This is a genomic window from Bacteroides sp. AF25-5LB (assembly GCF_003602965.1).
Classification (GTDB): Bacteria; Bacteroidota; Bacteroidia; order Bacteroidales; family Bacteroidaceae; genus Bacteroides; species Bacteroides uniformis.
On the sequence record NZ_QTMC01000009.1, the window covers coordinates 115,662 to 142,481 of the forward strand.

The following is a 26,820-nucleotide window of genomic DNA, read 5'->3' on the forward strand; positions in this document are numbered from 1 at the left end:
GAACAACTATTTTCTGAAAAGAGAAAATCTTTCATTATATGATTTTTCTGGTTCGTGGGCGTAGAAATAAGAGATTATCGTGTATATTTGCTTTTAATTAAAGCAAGAAACCATGGAAGTACAAGCCAATTACATCAAGCGTATCGAAATACACGAATTGTGGCATCGGTACGATATTGCCTGGGACCTGCGTCCTGACGTCAATATACTTTCCGGCATCAACGGAGTGGGGAAGACCACTATCCTGAACCGTTCGGTCAACTATCTGGAACAGACATCGGGTGAAGTGAAGAGTGACGAGAAGAACGGCGTACACGTCTACTTCGACAACCCCGCAGCCACCTTTATCCCTTATGATGTAATCCGTAGTTACGACCGCCCCCTTATCATGGGCGACTTTACGGCACGCATGGCCGATGCCAACGTGAAGTCGGAACTGGACTGGCAGCTCTATCTGCTCCAGCGCCGTTATCTGGACTACCAAGTGAACATCGGCAATAAGATGATAGAGCTGCTCAGTGGTGATGAAGAGCAGCGCAGCCTAGCTCCCTCCCTTTCCCTCCCGAAGCGGAAGTTCCAGGATATGATTGACGAGCTTTTTAGCTATACCCATAAGACGATAGACCGCAAAAGCAACGACATCGTTTTCTATCAGAACGGCGAGCGCCTATTGCCTTACAAATTGTCTTCGGGCGAGAAGCAGATGCTCGTCATCCTGCTGACCGTGTTGGTGCGTGACGATGACCACTGCGTACTCTTCATGGATGAGCCGGAAGCCTCCCTGCACATCGAATGGCAGCAGAAGCTCATCGGCATGATACGCAACCTGAATCCCAATGTGCAGCTTATTCTCACCACCCATTCGCCTGCCGTCATCATGGAAGGCTGGCTGGATGCCGTGACCGAAGTGAGCGAGATTTCATCCCTAATCCCTAATCCTTAATCCCTGGATGCGTGGCTACTTCCCTAAGACATAACCTTACTTCCTCCTATCTGGATGCCGCCCGCAAGTTGTCTCCCAAGAGGGCACGCAGGCGCATAGTGGCGTATGTGGAAAGCTATGATGACATCGCTTTCTGGCGGACGCTGTTGTCCGAGTTCGAGAACGAGGAACGTTATTTTCAAGTGATGCTTCCCTCGGCCACCTCTCTGGCAAAGGGCAAGAAAATGGTACTGATGAACACGCTGAATACGGCAGAGCTGGGCCGCAGCTTGATAGCTTGTGTAGACAGCGACTACGACTTCCTGCTGCAAGGTGCCACCAAGGTGTCGCATAAGATAAACAAGAATCCCTATATCTTTCAGACTTATGGCTATGCCATCGAGAACTTCCACTGCTTTGCCGACAGTCTGCATGAAGTCTGTGTGCAGGCCACGCTGAACGACCGGCATATCCTGGACTTCCCTGCTTTTCTGAAGCGTTATTCTCAGATTGCCTATCCGCTGTTTCTGTGGAATGTCTGGTTCTACCGCCAGCACGACACACACACTTTCCCGATGTACGACTTCAACGCCTGCGTGCGTTTGCAGGAGATAAGCCTGCGTCATCCTTACCGTAGTCTGGACGAGATGCAAAAGACGGTGTCGGCAAAGCTGTCCGAACTGCAAGCCCGTTTCCCCCACTACATCGACCGGGTGGAACAGCTGGGCACGGAGTTGGAACGTTTGGGACTGACTCCGGACAATACCTATCTTTATATCCAGGGACACCATATCATGGATTGTGTAGTGCTGAAAATCCTTATCCCGGTATGTACCGTCTTGCGTCGCGAGCGCGAGCAGGAGATAAAGCGCCTGGCAGAGCATAACGAACAGTTCCGCAACGAACTGACGGGGTATGAGAACAGTCAGGTCAATGTATCCGTGATGCTGAAAAAAAACAGCGGCTACAAGAACCTTTATCTTTATCAGTGGTTGAAAGAAGATATCATGGAGTTCCTTGAGCGGGAGGAGCAGTCGCGTAGATAAGATTGCCGTTATGATAAACATATGATTATGGAGATATTGAAGAAGATAGACGACCTTTTAATCGGGTGGGGCATATCCCCTTCCCGTGCCGACATGTTCGACCAGTTCATAGCCTTCGCACTGATACTTGCCGTTGCTTTTCTGGCGGATGCCCTATGCCGGAAAATTCTGCTGAAAGTAGTGGCACAACTGGTGAAGAAGACCAAAGCTACATGGGACGACATCGTATTCGACCGCAAAGTGATGGTGCACCTCAGCCGCATGGTGGCTCCCGTCATCATCTATCTGTTTGTCCCATTGGCATTTGTCGAAGTCGGTTCATCGGCAATGGATTTTATCCGGCGTATCTGCCTTATTTACATTATCATTACTTTCCTGAGCTTCGTCAACTCCTTCCTGAAAGCCGTTTATAGCGTATACAGCGAGAGGGAGCAGTTCCGCGACCGCCCTTTAAAGGGGATGTTGCAGACCATGCAGGTCATTCTGTGGCTGGTGGGTGGCATTGTGGTTGTGGGTGAGCTGATAGGCCGCGACCCGCTTTCGCTGCTTGCCGGATTGGGTGCTTCGGCAGCCATCCTGATGCTGGTGTTCAAGGATTCCATTATGGGCTTTGTCTCCGGGGTGCAGCTTTCGGCGAACGACATGCTGAAGGTGGGCGATTGGATTGCCATGCCCAAGTATGGCGCCGACGGCACGGTGATAGAAGTGACACTGAACACCGTAAAAGTGCGCAACTGGGACAATACCATTACCACCATCCCTCCTTACCTGCTTGTCAGCGACTCCTTCCAGAACTGGCGCGGCATGCGCGAGAGCGGTGGGCGGCGAGTGAAGCGCAGCATCAATATCGACATGACCAGCGTCCGTTTCTGCACCCCGGAGATGCTGGCAAAATATCGCAAGATACAACTGCTGAAAGATTATGTGGAGCAGACGGAGGAAGTGATTGAAAAGTACAATGCAGAAAACGGCATCGATAACTCCATCCTCGTCAACGGACGCCGCCAGACCAATCTGGGTGTGTTCCGGGCGTATCTGACGGCTTATTTGAAAAGTCTTCCCGATGTAAATCAGGAACTGACCTGCATGGTGCGCCAACTCCAGCCTACCGACCGCGGTATCCCGATAGAGCTTTATTTCTTCTGTGCGCTGAAGGATTGGGTGCCCTATGAAGGGGTGCAGGCGGATGTGTTCGACCATGTGCTGGCAATTATCCCCGAATTCGATTTGCAGGTATTCCAGTCTCCGTCCGGCAGAGATTTCCAGCGGATACTGCCTGTTGCTTCCGAAGAAAAAGGAGCTTGATTCCGACCATCAAAAAGACCTATATCTATTGTATTTCTCATAGGGAGTCATTACCTTTGAACCCTATACTGAAAGGTCAGAACATCCCTATCTTTTCTCCCAAAACATCCCCATGTTTTGGGGTATTACATCCGGGTGTTTTGGGTGAAAACATCCCCATGTTTTGGGGCAATACATCCGGGTGTTTTAGGTATTCAGTTATATAGTGAAAGGTATTCGGTCACGGAGTCTTTACCGTAAGGTATAGGCTTTGTGTGCGTAGGCTGTAGATGTGTTTCACGCCGGGTGGGAATATCTTTCGTTTTTTTGCTAACCTAATTAAAAGAAAGATTGGTATGTCAATGAATTATGTGGTCCGCAAGAAGGTGGACAAGAGTGGAGACAAGGAAGTGGTGCGCTACTATGCGGCATCAAAAGTGCTTCAGCCTGAACCGGTGAGCAACGATGAACTTGCCAAGAGACTGGCTTTTGTCAGCTCCCTGCAGGTGGGCGATGCCCAGTCCGTGCTGGTGCAACTGCCGGATATTATAGCGGACTATCTGGCCAGTGGACGCACGGTGAACATCAAGGGACTTGGAAATTTTTTCCCCTCCATCACCAGCGAACCGGTGGAACGGATAGAGGACTGCACGGCAGATAAAGTGCGCATTTCGCGTATCTGCTTCAGGGCGGCAGGCAGTTTCATGCAGCGCGTTTGCCGTCGTCTGGACTTGTTCAGCTTTCAGGTTCAAGAATTGAAGAAGGAGCTGAAGAAGAAGTAAACGGTATTTTTAGTTTCTTTCTTGAAACAGCACGTACCCCTTGAAGCAGGAAAGGCATTCGAGGGGCACGCTGTTGAAGAAGTTGTGTGTTTTTTTATAGTCTTGCGAGTGCTTCTTTTTTTACTTCACCCAGCTTCCGTTCATCCAGCTGCATTCTTTCCTGATGTCCTCGAAAGAGCTGTAGCTCAGGTTGGCGTTCACCTTGTTGCTTGTCACGGCGATGAAGTCGGCATGGGTGTAGATGCCTTCTTTGCTGCTCAGCTCGGCGGTGAGGGTGATGTTGGTCAGCTTGGAAGTGCCGTTCTTTAGGGCGTTTTCGGTAAGGGCGGTTTCCACGGTCAGGGGTTGGCCTTTGCCGCAGATCTTGGCGTTGTCTATTTCCACTTCCGTGCCGGCACGCAGACGGATGCCTTGCTTGCTGCCGCCGTTGCCGACGAGGATGAGGTTCTTCAATACGGGGTGGGCAACGGGAGTGGCGGCGTTGTTGCTGCCGTTGTTGTCGCACTCCATCAGGCAGTCGCAGTCGTAGCCCAGTGTGGATTCGGCTTCTTGGTAAGCCACGAGGTTGGTGCCTTTGCCGTTCCAGCCTTCGGTCCAGTCGAAGGAGTCGTCGCTACAGCTTACGGCTACGAGGTTGCTCACGTTTACCGAGCCGCCGAAGAACTCAAAGCCGTCGTCGGAACCTTTGTAGGCTTGGCAGTGGTCCACGATGGTACCGTTGCCTACGCCGTAGAAAGAGATACCGTTGGCTTCATGCTCTTCATCGAAGGCAAAGCCGGTGTATTCCAGACGAATGTATTGCAGCGTGCCCGAGTTGTCGGCATCATCGTTGCCGCCGTAAACGGCGCCACCTATTTCAGAACTTCCCTTGCCGCCTTCGGCATTGGTGTGGGCGCGTCCGCAGATGTGGATGCCTCCCCATGCGCCCGGTTCTTCTTTTTCGCTGGTCATTACGATGGGTTTGTCCGGCGTGCCTACGGCGTTGATTTTACCGCCCTGTTTCACGAGGATGTAGTCTGCGATGTCATCGTAGACGGCGATAATCTTCACGCCTTCCTCTATGTGGAGCGTGGCGCCTTCTTCTACGATGTATTCGCCGCTCAGCTTGTAGGTGTTTCCGGCAGCCAGGGTCACGTCGGAGGTGATGGTACCTTTCAGTATCGTACCGTTTTCGATTTCATTGCCGTTTCCGTTGCCGTCATTGTCGTTGTTGTCGTCGCTGCTGCAAGCGGTGAGGATAGACATTCCGGCTACAAAGGCCAGAGAGTAGAATTTCCATTTCATTGTTTTCATAATTCAATTGTTTTAGTTGTTATATCCAATTTATCTATCTGTCATTCAGATTGATTCTCTTAAATCAGCTTGTTTGTCAAAGAGTGTTCTCCGTTCTCTTCAGGGGGAGGGTGGGAGACTTTATAGGTTGTAGCTTATTCCCACCTCAAAGTTCGTTCCCTTGTGGTAGCGTTCCACTTCCATTTCCTGCCCCGTGGTGGGCACATCTTGCTTGAAGATGACATCGCGGTTCAGCAGGTCGTTCACTTGCAGCTTCAGGTTGAAGTGTTTGTTTAGGCTATATCCGGCGCTGAAGTTCAACGTGTGCAGCGTCTGTTGCCTGACATCGCCCAGACCCGACACGCCTACTGCATGGATGCGGCTGCCTTGCAGATTGTAGAGCAGGGCGAGGTTGAGTTGCCTGTCTTCACCGAAGCGTGTCGAGTAGGTGAGGTCGGCATTGGCAAGGATGGGCGATGCACCTTGCAGCGAACGTTCCTTGTTGGTGTAGGCACCGCCTTGGGGCAGCTTCACGTTGGTGTACATGTAGCTGATGTTGGCACCCAGGTGCAGGTCTTTGACGAGCCGTTTGCGCATCTCCAGCTCCACGCCGGCAGCCATGCCGTTGTCGGCATTCTTGAAACTGTGCAGCGTGGCGCCGCCTTGCAGGTCTTGGATGCGTTCGATGGGGCTGTCGAGGTATTTGAAGTAGCCTGTCACGGAGAGCATGTCGCCGTCCTTGCCGAAGCGTTCGTAACGTAGGTCGAAGTTGTAGTTGTAACCGTTCTGCAACTCTTCGTTACCGCGGATTTGTGCCGAACCGTAGGACTCTTGGTAGAGGAAGGGTGCCATCTCGATGAACGAGGGGCGGGTGACGGTGCGCGAGGCAGAGAAGCGGATGCTGTTGGCGGGGTTCACCGCATATTTCAGGTTCAGGGCGGGGAAGAGGTCGTTCTTGTCTAAATTGCGTCGACGGGAGTACCAGTCGCCGCCGTCGCTGGCGTAGCGCACCCATTGCTTGCTCATTTCGTAGCGCAGGCCGAGGTTCACCAAGAGGGCTTCGGTGGGATAGAAATCGGTCAGCAGGTAGGTGGAGTAGATTTCGTTTCCGGCACGGTAGCTGTCTTTGGGCTGCATCACACGCTGTACCACGATTTGTCCGTCGGCAATGTTCTGCTGGTTGAGGAAGCCGTCGGTGTTGTAGATGTCGGTGATGACGGGGTTCAGTTTGTTCAGGTTGTAGTAGAAGCGGGTAGCGCTATAGTCGCGGTTCTTGTCCTTGTAGTTGAAGCCGAGCTTGAGGTGGCTGGTGTCGTTCCACTTCCAGCGCATGGCGAGGTTGGCGTTCCACTCTTCTTCGTCCAGGCTGCCGAAGTAGCGCATGGTCTCTTGGCGGTTCAGCTTGAAGAGCCTGAGGCTGCCGTCGTTGTCCCTGACGTACATCACTTGGCGGCGGTCGGGCTCTTCACTGCCGGTCTTGCTGTACGAGCCTCCCCAAGTCAGTTGCCACCTGTCGCTCTCGCCGAAGTTATGGATTCCGTTCAGTTGATGGTTTTGCAGGGTGTATATGTGCATGATGTTGTTGCTGCCGGTCAGCTCGTGTCCTTCGGCATCAGTACCTTCGCGGCGCTGATAGGTGTCGATGGCGTTGCGGGCGTAGAAGAAAGTGTAGCCTATGCGGTCGCTCCGGCGCAGGGTATAGCCCAGGTAGCCGAGGGCGGCGAGCTTCAGTTCCTGCGCAAAGCTGTCGTAGGAGAAGTCGTCCTGCACGGTGCCGGTGGCTTCGAGTGTCTTGTAGAAGGCATCTTCCATGTTCTGGTAGCCGTTGCTGGCGCTGAAGGAGGCAAGCAGGCTGAGTGTCTGGTTGCCTATACCGAAGTTCTTGCCGAAACCGAGGTTTCCGCCCAGTTCGGGCAACGAACTCTTCTTGCTGGCGGCAAAGGAGGTATCGAAGATATTGTGGGTCTTCACGTATTTGTCAAACTCCATCAAGGGCATGTCGAGGGCGGCCGCGTCTACGCCGGGTGTCTTCAGGAGCGAGCCGCTGCGGTCCATCTGATAGCGGTCTTTGCCTAAGGTGTTGAACTTCCCACCCGTGTTGAGGCTCAGTTGGAAGAAATCTTCCGGTATGTTTTCTTTGGTGCTGATGTTGATGTGCGCACCGCTGTAGTCGGCAAAGGCGGCTGCGTCATACACTTTACTGACAGTGATGTTCTGTACGGTGGACGAGGGGAACAGGTCGAGTGGCACCAGCTTGTTGTCCGGGTTGGGCGAGGCGATGGGCAGTCCGTTCAGCGTGGTGGTGCTGTAGCGGTCACCCAGTCCGCGGACGATAAGCTGTCCGGCGCTGGCGATGGAGATACCCGTTATTTTCTTTACTCCTTCTTCCACATTGCCGATACCTTTGAGGGACATCTCTTTGGAACCGAGGTTTTCGATGGCGAGGGTCGCTTTTTGCCGTTCCATTTGCAAGGCGCGTTCGCCTTCGAGGTTCTTCTTGGCGGTAACCTGCACTTCGCCCAGGGTTTGCGTGTCCGGCTCCATGTCGAAGTTAAGCACGGTTTCACCCTTTATCTCTACGGCTTTTATCGTCATGTCTTTGTAGCCGATGTAACGGACGGTGAGGGTATAGGTCCCGTTTTTCAGCTCCAGTGTATAGTTACCATCCAAATCGGCGACGGCGCCTTGTACCGTTCCGCTCACTTGCACGGTGGCTCCCGTCAGCGGTTCTTTGGTTTGTCGGTCGGTGATTGTCCCTTTGATGGTTCCCGCCGTGGCAGCCATGACGGAAAGTGTGAGGAATAAAATAAGGAAGAAAATCTTTCCCAAGTCTAATTTCATGCTCATCTCTTTTTTTTGTACGTTTTTTTAATCCGCTGCAAAGATGAGGCAATGACGTTACACCGGTGATACATGGAACATACGTTTCATTTTCAAATCTATTACGATTCGGTTACCGCACATTTTTCCGGATTGTTTGTTATCCTTATATATAGGCTGCTTGGGACGAAAAAAGTTTCTAATGGTTGCTTATTAGAGTTTTATGGCTATTTTTGTATCTCAAACCAATATTGATAAATATATGGCTGTTCATCGTGACGATAGTGAACGTTTCCGGCGTCTTTCCATCCTTGGCCGGATAGGTTGGTGGGAGGCTGATTTTTCTTCAAGGCAGTATCTCTGTTCCGAATATGTCTGTAAGTTGTTAGGCTTGGAAGGGGAATACCTGAGCTTTGAGGATTTCGGTAAAATGATACGCGAAGACTATCGGGCGCGTATCAGCCGGGAGTTCCTTGCCATTCAGAATATGGAGGTCTATGAACAGACGTTTCCCATCTATTCTACCGAAGGAGTGGTCTGGGTCTATTCGCGCGTGGGATACAAGGAGTATTTGCCGGATGGTACGTTGAAGGCTTTCGGAGTGTTGCAGCGCGTAGAGATGCCGAAGGAGGAGGCTGCGAAGCAGGCTTTGCAAAGAGTGAACGATTTGCTTTATCGGCAGACCTCAATATCCCATTCCCTATTCCGCTTCCTGAAAGACGAGGATATAAGCGCGGGCATTTACGACATATTGAAAGATATTCTTGATTTCTTTCGCGGCGGACGTGTCTATATATTCCAATACGATGAGATGTGCCGGTACCAGAGCTGCACATACGAGGTGGTGGCTCCAGGAGTGGCTCCTGAGAAAGAAATGCTTCAGGGAGTCCAAGCCGACAGCCTGCCGTGGTGGACGTCACAGATTATGGCACAAAAGCCCGTTCTGCTGGAAACACTGGGGCAACTGCCGGAGCACGCCTATGCCGAATATGAAATTCTGGCGAAACAGAATATAAAGTCCTTGATGGTAACTCCGCTGGTTGCCAATGACCAGGTATGGGGATATATGGGCATTGATTTGGTAGACCGTATCCGAATGTGGACTAACGAGGATTACCAATGGTTTAGTTCGTTGGCAAATGTCATCAGCATTTGCATAGAGTTGCGCAAAACGAAGGATGAGGCTGTGCGCGAACGTACTTTCCTCAGCAACTTGTTCCGCTATATGCCTTTGGGGTATGTGCGGATGTCCATTGTCTGTGATGAAAAGGACAACCCCTACGGGTATTATGTGACAGATGCGAATTCTATCTTTGCCGATTTTCTGGGAAAACCCGCGTCGGCGTTTATCGGCAAGACTGCCTCGTCTTTTTCAAGGGAGGCGGCCCCCAGACTGGAATATCTGCTTGAGATAGTGAACACCGGGACACATAAGGAAATGGACATGTGTTTTGAGCTCACCAACAAGCACTGCCATGTGGTGATATACTCTCCGGAAAAGAATGAAGTGGTGGCGTTATTCCTCGATACGACAGACTCGGTACAGACTCATCTGGCTTTGGACCATAGCGAAAAACTGTTCAAGAATATCTTTGCCAATATACCAGCCGGAGTGGAAATCTATGACAAAGACGGATTCCTGGTAGACATCAACAATAAGGATATGGAGATATTCGGGGTCCGTGACAAACAGGATGTCATTGGAGTGAACTTATTCGAGAACCCGAATGTGTCCGCCCAATTGGCAGAACGTATACAGACCGAGGATATGGTCGACTTCCGCCTGAATTATGCTTTCGACCGGACTGAAGGGTATTACTCCACTTCCAAACAGCCGAAGGATGTGATACATCTTTATACGAAAGTGAGCAAGGTGTATGACAGTAAAGGTAACTTTACCGGCTATGCCATGATTAACATTGACAATACGGAACGGATTGATGCCATGAGCCGTATCTGTGATTTCGAGAATTTCTTCTTGCTTATATCGGATTATGCGAAGGTAGGTTATGCCAAGCTGAACTTGCTTGACCGGAAAGGCTATGCCATCAAGCAATGGTATAAGAATATGGGAGAGGACGAGAATACCCAGTTGGCGGATATTGTGGGGATATATAGCAAGATGTACCCCAGCGACCGCAGAAGGATGCTCGATTTCTTCTGTAAGGCCCGTGTGGGTGAAGCCAAACATTTTCAGGGAGAGATGCGTATTGAGCGTCCGGGCGAGAAGGGGAAATGGAATTGGGTACGTACCAATGTGGTCGTCAATCTGTTTGAACCGGAGAACGGACAAATAGAACTGATAGGAGTCAACTATGATATTACGGAATTGAAGGAGACGGAAGCTATGTTGATTGAAGCCAAAGAGAAGGCAGAAACCGCCGATCGTTTGAAGAGTGCCTTCCTTGCCAATATGAGTCATGAGATACGTACGCCTCTGAATGCGATTGTCGGTTTCTCCAGTCTGATGGGAGAGACCGGGGACATGGAGGAAAAAAGGCGGTATATGGCGATTATCGAAGAAAACAATGACTTGTTGTTGCAGCTGATTTCCGATATACTGGATTTGTCCAAGATAGAGGCCGGGACATTTGACTTTGTGAAAAAAGAGCTGGACGTGAACGTGCTGTGTGAGGACATCGTGCGCTTCATGAAGATGAAGGCTAAACCGGGGGTGGAAGTTCTTTTCGACCGTCATCTGCCGGAATGCCGGATTGTCAGTGACCGTAACCGTTTGAATCAGGTCATAGCCAACTTTGTCAACAATGCCATCAAGTTCACCACTGCGGGAAGTATCTGTGTAGGATATGACAAGGTAGATGAAACTCGTTTACGTTTTTATGTGGCCGATACGGGCATTGGCATCGAGCCGGAAATGCAGGATCAGATATTCGGTCGTTTTATAAAGCTGAATACGTTTGTACATGGTACGGGTCTGGGGCTTTCTATCAGCAAGAGTATTATAGAACAGTTGGGTGGCACAATCGGTGTGGACAGTGAGCCGGGGAAAGGCTCATGCTTTTGGTTTATGCTGCCGGTTGTATAGTATGAAAATATGCCCAAATACACACTCACCACAGATTATGCAGATTAATATAACTCAAAGCTCTTGATTATCAGAACTTCTAAAGATAATTTGTGTCAATCTGCGTAATCTGTGGTGAGTGATGATACCCTCCGGTTATAATCCGAATGAGAACTTATCGATGGATTGATATACCACACTTGCAATGCTCAGTACCACAATACCCAGCGTGCAAATGGCCAGGCTGGCACGTGTATAGTTGTCGCTGCGGAATGCTGCAATCGGTTCGTCGCTCTTGTTGATGTACATTGCCTTTACAATCTTCAGATAGTAATAAAGCGAGATGATTGTATTGATAAGGGCAATGAATACCAGCAGATGGAAGCCGCCTTCGAAAGCTGCCGCAAAGATGAAGAACTTCGAGAAGAAGCCCGCAAACGGCGGGATGCCTGCCAGAGAGAACAGTGCCAGCGTCATCAGGAACGCCAACTTCGGATTAGTGGTATACAGCCCGTTATAGTCTTCAAGTGTGAACTTGCCTGCCCGCAGTGCCACAATCGTGATAACGGTAAATACGGCAAGATTGGCGAACATATATATCAGCACGTAGTATACCAGCGACGTCATACCTTGTGCGCTTCCGCTGATGACACCCAGCATGATGTAACCTGCTTGCGAGATACTGGAGAAAGCCATCAACCGCTTCAGGTTCTGCTGGCGCAGGGCGAAGAGGTTGGCGATTGTGATGGAGGCGATGATAACCCAGTACAGCACTTCCTGCCATTGCTCCACCATCGGAGCGAATACCTTGATGAGGATAGTCATCAGTACGAAAGCGGCAGAGCCTTTAGAGATGACACTCAGATAGGCTGTCACCGTGCTTGGAGCACCTTCGTAAACGTCTGCTGTCCAAAGATGGAAAGGCACCAGTGATATTTTGAATCCCATGCCAGAGAAGAAGAATACGAATGCCATAATCTGCAACGGGTCACCGGTGAGGCGTGCCGGTATGTCGGCAAAGTAGAGAGTGCCTACCGTACCGTAAATCAAAGATAATCCGTATAGCAGCAATCCGCTGGAGAACAGTGCCGTGAGAATATATTTGGCACCTGCCTCGGCAGAGTGATGGCGGTATTTGTCGAAGGCAACCAATGCTGCCATTGGGATACTTGCCGTTTCCAGGCCGATAAAGAACATCAGGAAGTGGCCGGCGGAAATCATGAAGTACATACCCAGCAGGGTGGAAAGTGTCAGAATGTAGAACTCACCTTGTTTGATGGCAGTGTCCGGACGGCGCATCCATTCGTGGGCCATCAGGAATACAATCAGTGTACCTATACTGAGGATGGATTTCACGATGCTTTGTATAGGCTGGTTGTGGTACATGCCGCCAAAGGCATCGGCCATAGGACCGGGAACGATGGTGATAAGTGTATGTATGGTCAGCAGAACAACTGGCAGCATTGTGTTCAGCACCGGTTTGCCGTCATTCTTGTGTGCATCCGGACTCATGAAGAGGTCGGCGACAAAAAGGATGACGATGACCAATATCAGCGAAAGCTCTTCTTTGAGCAGGAGGAATTGAGAATAATCCATGACTATGTATTTATTGTTTTACAATTTTCTATTTACAATTTACAGTGCATTAACTATCGGCAATACGCTGTCTCCAATCATGCCGCTAATCCACCATGGTGCCATACCAAGGGCGGCAACGCATGCTATGAGGATAATGACCGCTGTGCGTTCATCCCAGGTAGCGTCGCTCAAAGTGAGGTGATGTTTGTTAGTGCAGGTGCCATAGAGAATCTTTCCTACCAGTCGCAGGATATAGACTGCTGTAATCACGATGGAACTGCATGCAATGACTGTCCACACGCGGTGGAACGTATCGGGATGCTGGAACGAACCGGTGAAGATGGTCATTTCGGCAATGAAACCGCTGAGTCCGGGTAATCCCAGATTGGCAAGACCGGCGATTACATAGCAGACAGCCAGGAAAGGCATAATCTTCATCAGACCGGAGAGTTCGCGGACGTCACGCGTATGGGTACGTCCGTATATCATACCGATAAGGGCGAAGAACAAGGCTGTCATCAGTCCGTGAGAGAGCATCTGCAGAACAGCACCCGTGCAAGCTGTTTGGTTCATCATCAGAATGGCGAACAACACCAGACCGCAATGGCTGACGGAAGAGTAGGCGTTGATATACTTCAAGTCGGTTTGTACACAAGCGGAGAATGCGCCGTATACTACGGAGATTCCGGTAAGAATCAGGAATATCCATCCCAGTTCCTGTGCAGCTTCGGGCATCAGGTACATGGCTATGCGGAAACAACCGTAACCTCCCAGCTTCATCAATACACCGGCATGGAGCATGGATACGGCAGTCGGTGCGGAGGCGTGACCGTCGGGGCTCCATGTGTGGAACGGGAACAGAGCGCCCAGCACACCGAAACCGAGGAAAGTGAGCGGGAACCAGATACGTTGCTGTTCGATGGGAATATTGTGCATCTGTGCTATTTCCAATAGATTCATAGAGGTGGCTCCGGCACCGTAGTAGATACCCAGGATACCGATAAGCAGGAAGGCGGAGCCGCCCATCAGCATCAGTGTCAGCTTCATGGCAGAGTACTCCTTGCGTCCCGACCCCCATACACCGATAAGCAGATACATGGGAATGAGGGCTACCTCGTAGAACATGAACATGGTGAACAAGTCTATTGAGATGAAGAACCCGAACACACCGATGGAAAGGAAGGTGAACCAAAGGAAATATTCTTTAGTCAGCGGTTGCAGCCTCCAGGAGGCGAATGTTCCGGTAAAGACAATGATGGCCGAAAGCAGCAGCATGGCTACCGAAATACCGTCTACTCCTACCGAATAGTGGATGTTGAGTGCAGGATACCAGGCCATGTCGGCACGGAACAGCATTTCATCCGTGGCACCGGCGTGGCGTGCATTGAGGTACATTACGGTCAATGCTGCAGAAAGAACCAGCAGAGCCGATGCACCGGTCACCATCACCGCACGTATTTGTGCGATGTTGCGGCTGAGCCAAAGACCCAGCAACATCAGCAAGGGGATGAGTACAAATAATGATAAAAAGTTCATCTTTATATTTACGATTTAACGATTTACGATTTACGATTGAAAGATCTCGGGTTATAGCAATAGTAGCAGTATCAATGCCAGCGTGCCCAGCAGGAATACAAATGTATATTGCTGGATGCGTCCGCTCTGCAGACCGCGTATCTCGTCACTGGTAGCCTCGGCACTCCAGGCAAGGAAGTTGAAGAAGCCGTCGACCACGTGGCGGTCCCACCAGGCGATGGGGCGGCAGATGCAGCCGAAGATGATGCGGTGGGTGATGAACTGGTAAACTTCATCCAGGTAGAAGCGGTGGTAAGCTGCTGTCCATAGGCCTTTGAAACGGCGTGCCAGTGCGTTGGCAACGGGCTGCCGGCTACCTGCATAGATGTAGGTGGCAATGGCTATGGCAACCACTGCTACGACGATACTTGTACCTGCCACACTCCAATCAAGATGGATGCTATATGCTTCACCGTTGGAACTGATGAAGTGTCCGAAAGGAATGAAACCGGCAACTATCGTAACAACAGCCAGGAGCATCAGGGGCAGGGTCATCGCCAGTGGACTCTCGTGGGGGTGAGGCACGTGGCTGTCGCCCCCATCACTTGCCGACTTTTGTCCCGGCTCTGAGCCGGCCCAAAAGATACCATAATAAAGACGGAACATATAGAATGCTGTCATACCTGCAATCACTGTCATAATCCATCCCATAGTGGGGCTGAACTGGAAGCATGCCGTCAGGATTTCATCTTTGGAGAAGAATCCGGAGAACGGCGGGATACCTGCAATGGCAAGGCAGGCGATGAGGAACGTGATATGCGTAATGGGCATATACTTCCGCAGTCCGCCCATGGCAGACATCTCGTTACTGTGTACGGTATGGATGATGCTACCCGCTCCGAGGAACAGCAATGCCTTGAACATGGCATGTGTGAACAAGTGGAACATGCCTGCCATGTAGCCCAGTCCCCCTTCGTGCGGGTCGGCTGATGTACATACACCCAGCGCCACCATCATGAAACCGATTTGGGAGATGGTGGAGAATGCCAGTACACGTTTGATATCACTCTGCACACATGCCACACTGGCGGCATAGAATGCCGTGAAAGCTCCTACGTATGCCACGATGTGCAGCACGCTGGGAGCATACTCTATGAACAACGGGAACATGCGTGCCACCAGATAGACCCCTGCAACCACCATCGTGGCGGCATGAATCAGTGCACTGACTGGCGTAGGACCTTCCATGGCATCGGGCAGCCAGATGTGCAACGGGAACATGGCACTCTTTCCGGCGCCACCGATGAACATCAGTCCCAAGGCAAGCGGAATCATGGCCGCACCGCCCTTTGCCAGCGCCATCTCATTGGGGCTGAAGGTGTATGTGCCGGCATAATATCCATAGACAAGGATACCTATAAGGAAACCTAGGTCAGCAAAACGGGTAACGATAAATGCTTTCTTCGAAGCAGCAATAGCTGCGGGTTTCGTATAGTAGAAACCAATCAGCAGGTAGGAGGACACGCCCACCAACTCCCAGAAAAGATACATCTGGAAGATATTCGTAGCCACTACCAGTCCGAGCATGGACATGGTGAAGAGCGACAAGAAGGCGTAGTAGCGCTGGAAACCGCGTTCGCCCTTCATGTAACCGAAAGAGTATATGTGTACTAGCAGCGAAACGGTGCTGATGACTACGAGCATCATGACCGAAATCGGGTCAAGCAGAATGCCCATGTCGATACTGAGGCTTTCTGTGAAGGGCAGCCATTTGAAGTTATAGGGCATCAGCGTCTCGTACGTACCGTCAGCAAGGCGGGGAGCGCTGAAGTACATTCCTGCGGTGAGATAGGAAAGCACTGCGACCAGGCCCAGTACTGCAGTTCCGATAAGGCCGGCAATGCGGTGCGACATCCATTTACCTCCAAGTCCCAGGGCGAGGAAAGAGAGGAAAGGGAGCAGAAGGATTAATATTGTATATTCCATATATACTATGTTTATCAATTATTACTATTCAAGAAACATCGTTTGGCGATTTTGGCTCTTACCATTTCATCTCATCCAGTTTGTTCACCTGGATGCTGCGGATGTTACGGTAGATGTTGATCATGATGGCAATGGCTACAGCCGTTTCGGCCGCCGAGATGGCAATGGAGAATAAAGAGAAGAAATATCCTTCCAGTCCTCCAGGGAATAAGAAACGGTTGAACACCGCAAAGTTGATGTCCGTGGCATTCAGAATCAGCTCGATGCTGATAAGTATCGCCAGTGTGTTGCGGCGGGTAAAGAACCCATAGATGCCTGCGAAGAACATGATAGCCGAAACTATCAGATAATATTCCATGTGTATCATAATTCTTATCTTTTACGTGCTATTAATAATCCGCCTACGATACATGCCAATAATAAAATGCTGACAGCTTCGAAGGGAAGCAGATAACCATACTTGTCACCGCTCAGCATGTGGTGACCGATGGTCTTGATGTTGACTTCCAAAGGCTCCACGTCGGTAGTGGCAATGAACTTATGCTTTAAAGTGATGAATACTACGATGATGGCACCGCCCACGGTGGCACCCAGTCCGGCAAGGAATCTGCTACGCTTTAACTTCTCGATGACATCGCCTTCGCCACTGGTAAGCAGTATGGAGAAGACGTAGAGTACCACGATACCGCCGGCATAGACCATAATCTGCACGGAACCGAGGAAGGTGTAACCCAGCAGAAAGTAGATGCCTGCCGTACCGAAAAGCACGAACAGCAGGTAGGTGGCCGAGCGCACCATGCGGTGGGTCGTTACCGTCAAGATGGAAAATACGGTGATAAAGGCCGCAAGGAAGTAGAATACTACTGTTTCAAGAGTTATTTCCATGTTGTTTAATTACAAGTTACTATTAACGAATTACTTTGTTGTCTCTTCTTTGGGAGCAGCGGGTTTCTTTTTTTCTTCTACATGGCTGCCCGGACGGTTCAGCGTCATGACCAGTTTCGTGCGGTCGAACACAGCATGCTCAAAATCCTGGTCGAACGTGATGGCATCGTGAGGGCAGGCATTCACACAGAGTTGGCAGAACATGCACGAACCGAGGTCGTACTCGTACTTAGCCAATATCTTCTTTTTCTTGCCGTCTTCCGTTTCAATCATCTCGCCGGTCACCTTGATGGTGTCGTTGGGACAAGCCATCTGGCACAAGCCGCAAGCCACGCACCGATGTTCATTTTTGTCATTATGGGGCATGGTCAGCGTGCCACGGAAACGGTCGGAGAGTTTCAATGTCGAGCGGTTTTCCGGATATTGTTCGGTAGTCTTTCGTCGGCAGAATACGGTCATGGTTGTCTTCATACCCGTCAGCAGAGAAGTGACGCCGTGTATGAGTCCGCCGATATAAGAGTTCTTTTCTTTCATTACTTTTGCCTTTATTAAAATTATCCGCAAGGAAATCTTGCTCCGGCGCTACGCCGGTTAGAAATGCAATTTAAATACTACAATTAATACCATCAAAATCAAGTTCACCATAGAGATGGGTACCAGGTACTTCCACTCCAGATTCAGAATCTGGTCAATACGCAGGCGGGGGAAAGTCCACTTTATCCACATCAGCAGGAAGACTACGAAGAAGGCCTTTCCGAAGAACCATACAAAGCCCGGAATGTAATCCATCACTGCGTTGAAGCCGTCCAGACCTACGATGTGTAGCGGCATCCAGCCTCCCAGGAAGATGGTGGCTGCCACGGAGGCTACGATAAACAGATTCAAATATTCCGCCAGATAGAAGAATCCGAAGCCCATACCGCTGTACTCCGTATGGTATCCGGCAGTCAACTCGCTTTCGGCTTCGGGCAAGTCGAAGGGACCACGGTTGGTTTCCGCATTTCCGGCAATGAGGTAGATGATGAAGGCTATCAATGCAGGGATATGTCCCTTGAAGATGAACCAGCCGTCAGCTTGTCCTTCTACTATTTCGGAGAACTGCATGGTTCCCATCAACACTACCATTGTCAGTATGCTCAATCCGCAGGACAACTCGTAGCTGATAATCTGCGCACCGCTTCGCATGGCTCCAATCAGCGAGAATTTATTGTTGGAGCTCCAGCCTGCCAGCAGGATACCCACTACGCCGATACTCGATGCAGCCAGCAGGAAGAACACTCCTACATTGAAGTCCAATACCTCCAATCCCTTGTTGATGGGCAGGCAGGCAAATGTCAGGAAAGAAGCGATGATTACCATGAACGGTGCCAGATTGTAGAGGAACCGGTCAGAAAATTTCAAATCAATGATTTCCTTCGTCAACATCTTGATGACGTCGCAGGGCACTTGGAGCAATCCCCATTTCCCCACGCGCATCGGACCGAGGCGGCATTGGAAGAAGGCGCATATTTTACGCTCCATGTAAATCAGGATGATGGCAAGCACGGCATACATCAAGATGATGCATACGCCAATCACCACGCATTCGAGGAATATTGCCAGACCTTCCGGCATCAGGGAAGTCAGCATCTGGTGTATCCAGTTGGTTACTATACTAAAGTCAAACACGTTGTTCATTTACTATTTACTATTTACAATGTACAATTTACGAGGCGCTTTTTGATTTACAATGTACAATTTACAATTTGGCTGCGCTGTAATTCCGCATGGTAAATTGTGAATTGTCAAATCGTAAATTCTTTTATCTATCAATATCTGGTACTACATAATCTAATGTTCCGCCAATGGCTATAAGGTCGGCGATTTTAGCTCCGCGGCAAATCGTGTTTACGGTCGATACCAATGGCAAACCCGTACTGCGGAAGTGCAGGCGGTAAGGCGTTTTGTCACCGTGGCTTTCGAGGAAGACGCCGAATTCACCGCGGCTACCTTCTACGGCTGCATAATAAGTGCCTTCCGGTACGCGGATAATAGGTTTCATCTTTTCCTGGTAGGCTCCTTCCGGGATGTTGTCTATCAGTTGCTCGATAATCTTCAGGCTCTCCAAAATTTCATCCATACGGATAAGGTAGCGTGCCCATGAATCACCTTCGGTGCGGATGACTTCTTTAAAGTCCACCTTGTCATATACGGCATACGGCATACGCTTACGCACGTCGCAGGCCCATCCGCTGGCGCGTCCGGTGCCTCCGGTAGCTCCAAAGGCGATGGTATCTTCCCGTGAGAGTATACCCACACCTTTCAGACGTTGCTGGGCAATGATGTTTCCGGTGAATACGTCGTGATATTCGTGTAGGATACCGCGGAGGTAGGGGATGAACTCCTTCACTTTCTTTACGAAGCCGGGAGCAATGTCCGCCTGCACGCCACCGATGGTGTTGTAGTTCATGATGAGGCGTCCGCCACAAGTTTCCTCAAAGATGTCGAGTATCTTTTCGCGGTCGCGGAAACCGTAGAAGAAGGCCGTTAATGCACCCAAGTCCATAGCAAGACAAGAGTAGAACAGCAGATGAGAGTCTATTCGCTGCAACTCGTCCATAATGGTACGTATGTACTGCACGCGTTCACTAACTTCCACGCCCATTGCCTTTTCGATACACATGCACAAGGCATGGCGGTTCTGGTGTGCACCCAGATAGTCCAGACGGTCGGTCAGAGCCAAAGTCTGCGGATAGGTCAGGCTTTCGCACATCTTCTCGATACCCCGGTGGATGTAGCCGCAGTTGGCATCAATCTTGTCGATGACTTCACCCTCCAATGATACACGGAAGCGCATTACGCCGTGGGTGGCCGGATGTTGGGGACCGATGTTCACCACATATTCTTCATCACCAAAAAGTTGCATCTCCTTATTTTTGATGCTACCGTCGGGATTCAGCTCCAACTCCATGGTGGTGTCTACCGTTTCTTCGTTGTCCATACGTAACGGATTATCTTTTTCCGGTTCATTGTCCTTACGCATGGGATAGCCTACCCAGTCATTGCGCAGATAGAGTCGGCGCATATCCGGGTGACCGATGAAAACGATACCGTAAAAGTCGTAGACTTCGCGTTCGTTGAAATCCGCAGCTTTCCAGATATCGCTGACGGAAGGGAGTTCGGGATGTTCCCGGTTTAGAGTGGCGGTACGTACCGCTATCCGTTCGCTGGTAACGGTAGATTCCAACAGATAGACTACACCGAGTCCGCGGGGAGTGTCCGGTGTGTCTTTCTCGTCGGGTATTCCCCAATCCATACCGCTGAGGCATTCCAGAAAGTCCATCTGTTTCTCTTTCCGCAGACGCAGCATTTCGTCGTGCAGGGCTGAGGGCTCTATGTATTTTATTTCCATATATTTAAGTGCTGATTAGTGGTTTTCTTCTTTTCTGTTTACTCCACCGAAGTATTTTTCTATTTTCACTTTACGCTGCAATTGCATCATGCCGTAGTAGAATGCTTCCGGACGCGGAGGGCAACCGGGAATGTAGACATCCACCGGCAGAATCTTGTCCACACCGTTCACCACATGATAGGATTTCTTGAACGGGCCTCCGCTGACGGCACAGCCGCCTACGGCTACTACATATTTTGGATCGGCCATCTGGTCGTAAAGACGTTTCAGAACGGGAGCCATCTTGTTGGTTATTGTCCCGCAAACCATAATCATATCTGCCTGGCGCGGACTGGCACGGGCTACTTCGAACCCGAAGCGCGCCATATCATAGCGGGCTGCGCCGAGGGCCATGAATTCGATACCGCAACAGCTGGTTGCAAACGTAAGAGGCCACAGTGAGTTGCTGCGTCCCCAATTGACGAAATCGTCCAGTACGCCAAGGGCAACATTGGCGCCTCCGGCATTAAGTTCCCGAACCAGTTTCTCCAACGTTTCGTTGTCTGTAAACTCCTCATAAGGGATAGATTTAATTTTCGGCTTCTTTGTTACTTCCATTCCAAAGCTCCTTTCCTCCAGGCATAAGCAAGACCCAGAATCAATATAATCAGGAAAAATAAAACACTGAAAAGTCCTGCCACGCCAAGTTCGCGGGTGATGACTGCCCAAGGGAACAGAAATACCGTTTCCACTTCGAACATCAGGAACAAGATGGCAAACAGATAGTAACCTACCCGGAATTGCATCCACGATTTACCGCGGGTAGGGATGCCACACTCGTACGGTTCCATCTTCTGTGCATTGTACGAACGGGGTGCTATCGCATTGGAGAGCGCGATGACGATACCCACGAAAGCGATTGCCGTCAATAAGACGACCACTAACAAAGTAAAGTTCATAAACCTGATAAGATTTTAGATATATAATAATAGATACATCGTACCAGAGGACAAAAAACTGAATGTTGTCCGGGGCGAGGTCAAGGGGCAAGCATTTGCGCTTGCAGGCCTTCTAAATGATAATCTTTCTTAGTCCGAACACATAATAGTTTGCGTCGGGTACGGGATGAGGAGACAGATTTAACAAACGGTCGCATTCCGGTGCATAAGCATACTGCTGCATCTTGTAGATGTACATGCGCAGGAGTACGTTTTTATTGGTTGGTACTTGCGTATGATCCACATGCTCTATGCAGAGGGAGTTTGGTGAAAACAAGTCGTAGAACTTCTGGACTACTTGTTGGGTGGTAGGAGCTTGTGACAGCGTACAGCATTCTGCTTGTCGGGTGGCAGGAACACACAAAATGTCCGCAACTCCTATTGCACTGTCGTGCAATAGGGCTGCAAAGATAATGATTAAACAGTATTTGATGCATTGCTTCATACCACAAATCTCTCTTTCAAGGGCGCAAAGATATAATAAGTCTTGCTCATTTTGCTATCCCCGCATAACAAAAATGGTTATTTTTACACTTTTTATCCTAAATCAATTTCGTTTCCAGAAATCAGGTGTGAAAAGCAGTAGTACGGTGAATAACTCAAGACGTCCCAGAAGCATTAAAAGGGATAATAGCCATTTAGCTGCATCGGGCAGGGCATTCCACGAATAGGCAGGTCCGGTTTCACCCAATCCGGGTCCCATATTACCGATGCTGGAAATAACGCAGCCTATTGACTCTTCAGCTCCGACTCCCATAGTCATCATAAGCAGTGTGCTGATAACTATAATGGTGATATAAATAAAGCAAAAAGCCAGTACGGTGGAGACAATGGAGGAAGATATGACTTGCTTGTTTATTCGTACCGGAAGTATGGCATTGGGGTGTAGGATGTGTTTGAATTCGTTCCGTGATACTTTGGTAAGAATTACCATACGTATGCATTTCAAGCCTCCGGTGGTACTGCCTGCACACGCTCCCATCAGCATGATGATGGTAAGCAGGCCCCATAGGACGGGCGACCATTGCATGTAGTCATCCGTTGCAAAGCCGGTGGACGTATGAAGGGAAATTACCTGGAACAAGGATTTGCGGAAGGATTCTTCCATCCCCATGGGACTGGTATAATAGAGCGCGATGGCTATGACTGCAGTGAAAAATACGACTGAGCTGAAATAGAATTTCAGCTCGGCGTTGCTGATGAATTTCTTGAATTTCCGGTTGACGAACAATAATACTAAAGTGAAGTTGATACCGGAGATAAACATGAAGATGGAGATGACATATTCTATATAAGGAGAATTATAGTAGGCAACGCTGGCCTGCTTGGTAGAGAATCCACCGGTGCCGGTAGTGGCAAATGCATGGCAGATGCTGTCGAACCAGTCCATGCCTCCAAGCATCAGCAGGCAGACAAGTAAAGTGGTTATGCCGGTATAGATGCTCCAAATCCACTTGGCGGTGATACCGATACGCGGATGAACCTTGTCATGTGTGGGGCCGCTTGCTTCGGCTGCGAATACCTGCAGACCACTGACTCCGAAGATAGGAAGCACTGCAATGGTGAACATGATGATTCCCAAGCCGCCAATCCACTGTGTCATGCTGCGCCAGAACAGTATTCCATGAGGAAGTGACTCGATGTCGTCCAAAATAGTGGCACCCGTACTGCTGAAACCGGACATGGTCTCGAAGAATGCATCGGCAATGTCGGGTATGTATCCGCCTATATAGAAAGGCAGCATTCCGAAAAGAGAGAATGCCACCCAGGCAAAGCTGACCAGTACATATCCGTCACGGCGCGTCAGTTGCCGTTCACCTCCTTTACCGAGAGCTGCCAGCAATAAGCCTATCCCTGCTGTGATACCTCCTGCTTTCCAGAAATCGAGCATATCGCTTTCTCTGTAGTAGAAAGACACGCTCGAACAGACCAGAAACATGACTGTTTCCAGCAATAGCAGAATACCGATAATCCGTATGATTGTCTTGAAGTTAATCATTTACCAACGACTCATTCTCTATTAGTTAAAGTATTTTTCGATTTTCTTAATCATCATGTTTAGACAGAATACCACCACATGGTCACCCGGTTGTATCAAGGTATTACCCATAACCACGACGCCTTCCCCCTGACGGATAAGTCCGCCGATGGTGGTTCCTTTCGGGAGGCCGAGGTCTTTTACCGGATGTTTGGTAATCTTTGAGCCGGCCTTAACGGTAAATTCCGCTACATCGGCATTGGCAAAGGTCAGGCATTTCACATTGCTGACGTCCGCATCCAGCATCATCTGATAAATGTGGCTGGCGGCAATCATCTTTTTGTTGATGACAGTGCCGATGTCAAGGCTTTCAGCCATGCCTATGTAGTCTATATTCTCCACTTCTGCTACGGTTTTGCTGACTCCCATGCGTTTGGCGGCAAGGCAGGCTAGAATATTGGTCTCCGAATTGCCGGTCAAGGCAACGAAGGCTTCCGTGTTTTTCAGTCCCTCTTCCACAAGTAAGTCCATATCCCGCCCGTCGCCATTGATAATCATGGTGCGGTCGTCAAGCAACTCGGTCAGACGGTTGCAGCGGTTCAAGTCGTTGTCCACGATTTTCACCTGCATGTAGTCCGGGACGTATTGGGCGGTGCGTACGGCAATTCGGCTTCCACCCATAATCATTACGTTGCGCACATCAGCATAATCTTCCTTGCCAGCTATTTTGCGGATGTAGGGGACGTATTTCCTGATGGTGGTAAAGTATACGATGTCATGTAGCTTGATGGTATCGTCACCGCGGGGAATCAGTGTCTCGCTTCCCCGTTTGATGGCTACCACGTGATAGGGCAGCTCCGGTCCGCCCAGTTTGTGGAGAGGGATGTCCAGTATCTCGGCTTTTTCGCGTATTTTGGTGCCTATCAGTATCAAGGCGCCTCCGCAGAATTCCCACCATTGGCGTACCCAGCTCATGCGGATGGAGGATACGATCTCTTTGGCGGCAAGCATTTCCGGGTAGATGAGTGAATCGACACCCAGCTTCTGGAAAAATTCCTTGTTTTTGGGCAGCAGGTATTCGTAGTTGTCAATGCGGGCTACGGTCTTCTGTGCTCCCAGATTGTTTGCCAGCATGCATGCGGTCATGTTCCGGCTTTCATCAGGGGTGACGGCTATGAACAAGTCGGCTTCTCTCACTCCCACTTCTTTCAAGCCTTTTATGGATGTAGGGGAGGCCGTAGCCGTCATTAAGTCAAAGTTGGAGTTTAGGGTGCTCAACTTTTCTTCGTTGTCGTCCATCAGAATGATGTCCTGCTTCTCGCGGGACAGCAATTTAGCCAAGTGTGTGCCTACTGCGCCGGCACCTGCAATAATTATTTTCACTTTTAATTAGTTGATAGTTGATAATTAATAGTTGACATATGGGGTAGATACTTAAACGGTCAATTTTCAACTATCAATTATCAATTGATTATAGATTCCTTCTTCGTCCATTCCGCAAAGATGATGCAACTCTTGTATGGTGCCGTGCTCTATGAAGGCATCGGGTACACCGATACGTCTGATATGGGGGATATAGTCATTGTCTGCCATGAACTCCAGTATGGCACTGCCCATTCCTCCTTTTTTGACACCGTCTTCTATGGTGACGACATGCTGGAAGTTGAGTCCTACCTCGTGCAGCAAGGCTTCGTCGAGCGGTTTGAGAAAACGCAGGTCGTAATGGGCTATGGAGATCCCTTTGTCTTTCTCTGCGCGCTCTATGGCACGTGCGGCTACGTTGCCTATGGGCCCGAGGGTGATGACTGCCAGGTCTTTACCTTCCTTCAGTTTACGCCCTTTACCTACGGGGATTTCTTCCAGCGGACATTTCCAGTCCAGTAATACGCCGCGTCCGCGGGGATAGCGGATGACGAACGGACCTTTGTCCGACAATTGTGCCGTGTACATCAGGCGGCGCAATTCATGTTCGTCCATCGGTGAAGATATGGTCAGGTTGGGAATCGGACGGAAATAGGCCAGGTCGAAAACTCCGTGGTGGGTCGGTCCGTCTTCTCCCACCAGTCCGGCGCGGTCCAGACAAAGTACGACGGGGAGGCGGAGCAGGGCGATGTCATGGATGACATTATCGTATGCCCGCTGCATGAAGGAGGAGTAGATGTTGCAGAAAGGCTGCATTCCTTCTTTTGCCATACCGCCCGAGAAAGTGGCTGCATGTCCTTCGGCAATACCCACATCGAAGGCACGGTCGGGCATGGTGTCCATCAGCTTGTTCATGGAGCAGCCAGTGGGCATGGCGGGGGTTACTCCGACGATTCTCGGATTTTCCTTTGCCAGTTCTACCAGTGTTTCCCCAAACACGTCTTGATAAAGCGGAGGCAGGTTGCTGGTATCTGCCTTGAGGCGTTCTCCGGTTTTCGGATCGAACTTGCCCGGTGCATGCCAGATATCGGGATTCTTCTCGGCAGGTTCGAATCCTTTTCCTTTTACAGTGTGCAGATGCAGTATTTTCGGTCCCTGCATATCTTTGATGTCCCGCAGGACACGGGCTATGTTTTTCACATCGTGTCCATTGATAGGACCGAAGTAGCGTATGTTCATCCCTTCAAAGATATTCTGCTGCTGGGCGGCCATTGATTTCAGACTGTTGGCGAAGCGAATCAGCGCTTTGCGGCGGTCCTCGTTCAAAAGTCCCATTTTGAACAGCAGTCTGGATGTCTTGAAGCGCAGCTGGTTATAGCGGTTGCTGGTAGTCAGGTTGAAAAGGTACTGCTTCATGCCACCTACACTTCTGTCTATCGACATGTCATTGTCGTTGAGAATGATAAGAAGGTTGTTGGGGGTGGACGAAGCGTTGTTCAGTCCTTCAAAAGCTAAGCCGCCGCTCATGCTTCCGTCGCCGATGATGGCCACTACATGGCGGTCCTTCTCGCCTTTTTCGGCAGCGGCAACAGCCATGCCAAGGGCGGCGGAGATTGAATTTGACGCATGTCCGCAGGTGAATGTGTCATAATCGCTTTCCTCTGGTGAGGGAAAAGGACGAACTCCCTTGAATTTACGGTTGGTGGAGAATGCTTCACGGCGTCCGGTCAGTATCTTGTGCCCGTATGCTTGATGGCCTACATCCCAGACTATGCGGTCGTACGGAGTATTGAATACGTAGTGCAAGGCAACGGTCAGCTCTACCGTGCCCAGACTGGCTGCGAAATGTCCGGGGTTACACGAAACCTCCTTTATAATGTCTTGCCTCAATTCTTTACAGACTTCAGGAAGCTCTTCTACGCTGAGTTGGCGTAAATCCTCGGGAAATGTAATGGTGCTAAGCAAGTTATATGTTGTTGGTTCTGTTCTCATTTCTA

21 protein-coding genes are annotated in these 26,820 nt (G+C 50.0%); 5 read left to right on the plus strand and 16 right to left on the minus strand.

What is annotated here, in order from left to right; genetic code table 11:
• The first annotated feature begins 112 nt into the window (after window positions 1–112).
• From DWY57_RS11670 to DWY57_RS11690, 4 genes are all read left to right on the plus strand, one after another.
• Complete coding sequence (locus DWY57_RS11670) at window positions 113–943, plus strand: AAA family ATPase (RefSeq protein ID WP_119961794.1); 831 nt, start codon at window positions 113–115, stop codon at window positions 941–943.
• Window positions 944–954: 11 nt separating this feature from the next.
• Window positions 955–1,968 (plus strand): DUF4435 domain-containing protein, encoded by a 1,014-nt coding sequence (locus DWY57_RS11675; RefSeq protein WP_119961795.1) that lies wholly within the window; start codon window positions 955–957, stop codon window positions 1,966–1,968.
• A 27-nt stretch (window positions 1,969–1,995) separates the two neighbouring features.
• Window positions 1,996–3,273 carry a mechanosensitive ion channel domain-containing protein gene (locus DWY57_RS11680; RefSeq protein ID WP_165853602.1) on the plus strand — a complete coding sequence of 426 codons (1,278 nt, stop codon included), beginning with the start codon at window positions 1,996–1,998 and terminating at the stop codon, window positions 3,271–3,273.
• Window positions 3,274–3,608: 335 nt separating this feature from the next.
• Window positions 3,609–4,034 (plus strand): DNA-binding protein, encoded by a 426-nt coding sequence (locus tag DWY57_RS11690; protein WP_087332919.1) that lies wholly within the window; start codon window positions 3,609–3,611, stop codon window positions 4,032–4,034.
• Window positions 4,035–4,154: 120 nt separating this feature from the next.
• Here DWY57_RS11690 and DWY57_RS11695 read toward each other — a convergent pair whose 3' ends face one another.
• Together DWY57_RS11695 and DWY57_RS11700 are read right to left on the minus strand one after the other, a co-directional pair.
• The gene (locus tag DWY57_RS11695) at window positions 4,155–5,327 is read right to left on the minus strand and encodes a hypothetical protein (protein ID WP_119961796.1); all 1,173 of its coding nucleotides are present in this window, start codon (window positions 5,325–5,327) and stop codon (window positions 4,155–4,157) included.
• Window positions 5,328–5,447: 120 nt separating this feature from the next.
• The gene (locus DWY57_RS11700) at window positions 5,448–8,153 is read right to left on the minus strand and encodes a TonB-dependent receptor (protein ID WP_119961797.1); all 2,706 of its coding nucleotides are present in this window, start codon (window positions 8,151–8,153) and stop codon (window positions 5,448–5,450) included.
• 235 nt (window positions 8,154–8,388) lie between these two features.
• Between DWY57_RS11700 and DWY57_RS11705 the strand changes: the two genes are divergently transcribed.
• Window positions 8,389–11,172, plus strand: coding sequence for an ATP-binding protein (locus DWY57_RS11705; protein WP_117599322.1), 2,784 nt, complete (start codon window positions 8,389–8,391; stop codon window positions 11,170–11,172).
• A gap of 135 nt (window positions 11,173–11,307) precedes the next feature.
• On the opposite strand, the gene DWY57_RS11710 is transcribed toward DWY57_RS11705, so the two are convergent.
• The 14 genes from DWY57_RS11710 to dxs all read right to left on the minus strand — a co-directional run bounded on the left by DWY57_RS11710 (window position 11,308) and on the right by dxs (window position 26,815).
• Window positions 11,308–12,747, minus strand: coding sequence for an NADH-quinone oxidoreductase subunit N (locus tag DWY57_RS11710; protein WP_117599323.1), 1,440 nt, complete (start codon window positions 12,745–12,747; stop codon window positions 11,308–11,310).
• Between the two features lie 39 nt (window positions 12,748–12,786).
• Complete coding sequence (locus DWY57_RS11715; protein ID WP_117964860.1) at window positions 12,787–14,265, minus strand: NADH-quinone oxidoreductase subunit M; 1,479 nt, start codon at window positions 14,263–14,265, stop codon at window positions 12,787–12,789.
• Window positions 14,266–14,316: 51 nt separating this feature from the next.
• The gene (nuoL, locus tag DWY57_RS11720; RefSeq protein WP_119961798.1) at window positions 14,317–16,230 is read right to left on the minus strand and encodes an NADH-quinone oxidoreductase subunit L; all 1,914 of its coding nucleotides are present in this window, start codon (window positions 16,228–16,230) and stop codon (window positions 14,317–14,319) included.
• Window positions 16,231–16,288: 58 nt separating this feature from the next.
• On the minus strand, window positions 16,289–16,597 hold the full coding sequence (gene nuoK / locus DWY57_RS11725; RefSeq protein WP_005823972.1) for an NADH-quinone oxidoreductase subunit NuoK: 309 nt from the start codon (window positions 16,595–16,597) through the stop codon (window positions 16,289–16,291).
• A gap of 5 nt (window positions 16,598–16,602) precedes the next feature.
• Complete coding sequence (locus DWY57_RS11730) at window positions 16,603–17,115, minus strand: NADH-quinone oxidoreductase subunit J (RefSeq protein WP_005823970.1); 513 nt, start codon at window positions 17,113–17,115, stop codon at window positions 16,603–16,605.
• Between the two features lie 30 nt (window positions 17,116–17,145).
• Window positions 17,146–17,649: a 4Fe-4S binding protein gene (locus tag DWY57_RS11735; protein ID WP_117599326.1), complete on the minus strand. Its 504-nt coding sequence runs from the start codon at window positions 17,647–17,649 to the stop codon at window positions 17,146–17,148.
• 57 nt (window positions 17,650–17,706) lie between these two features.
• Complete coding sequence (gene nuoH / locus DWY57_RS11740) at window positions 17,707–18,783, minus strand: NADH-quinone oxidoreductase subunit NuoH (RefSeq protein WP_009037156.1); 1,077 nt, start codon at window positions 18,781–18,783, stop codon at window positions 17,707–17,709.
• A gap of 133 nt (window positions 18,784–18,916) precedes the next feature.
• Window positions 18,917–20,506 carry an NADH-quinone oxidoreductase subunit D gene (locus DWY57_RS11745; protein ID WP_119961799.1) on the minus strand — a complete coding sequence of 530 codons (1,590 nt, stop codon included), beginning with the start codon at window positions 20,504–20,506 and terminating at the stop codon, window positions 18,917–18,919.
• A 15-nt stretch (window positions 20,507–20,521) separates the two neighbouring features.
• Entirely contained in the window at window positions 20,522–21,103 is a 582-nt protein-coding gene (locus DWY57_RS11750) for an NADH-quinone oxidoreductase subunit B (RefSeq protein WP_005823959.1), read from the minus strand.
• A complete protein-coding gene (locus DWY57_RS11755; RefSeq protein WP_005823956.1) occupies window positions 21,094–21,444 on the minus strand; it encodes an NADH-quinone oxidoreductase subunit A in 351 nt (116 codons plus the stop codon). Before DWY57_RS11755 ends, DWY57_RS11750 begins: the two co-directional genes overlap by 10 nt.
• A gap of 112 nt (window positions 21,445–21,556) precedes the next feature.
• Window positions 21,557–21,928 (minus strand): hypothetical protein, encoded by a 372-nt coding sequence (locus DWY57_RS11760; protein ID WP_117599328.1) that lies wholly within the window; start codon window positions 21,926–21,928, stop codon window positions 21,557–21,559.
• Between the two features lie 102 nt (window positions 21,929–22,030).
• Window positions 22,031–23,482, minus strand: coding sequence for a TrkH family potassium uptake protein (locus DWY57_RS11765; protein ID WP_117599329.1), 1,452 nt, complete (start codon window positions 23,480–23,482; stop codon window positions 22,031–22,033).
• 21 nt (window positions 23,483–23,503) lie between these two features.
• A complete protein-coding gene (gene trkA / locus DWY57_RS11770; RefSeq protein ID WP_005823949.1) occupies window positions 23,504–24,844 on the minus strand; it encodes a Trk system potassium transporter TrkA in 1,341 nt (446 codons plus the stop codon).
• 66 nt (window positions 24,845–24,910) lie between these two features.
• On the minus strand, window positions 24,911–26,815 hold the full coding sequence (dxs, locus tag DWY57_RS11775; RefSeq protein WP_165853604.1) for a 1-deoxy-D-xylulose-5-phosphate synthase: 1,905 nt from the start codon (window positions 26,813–26,815) through the stop codon (window positions 24,911–24,913).
• Window positions 26,816–26,820 lie beyond the last annotated feature (5 nt).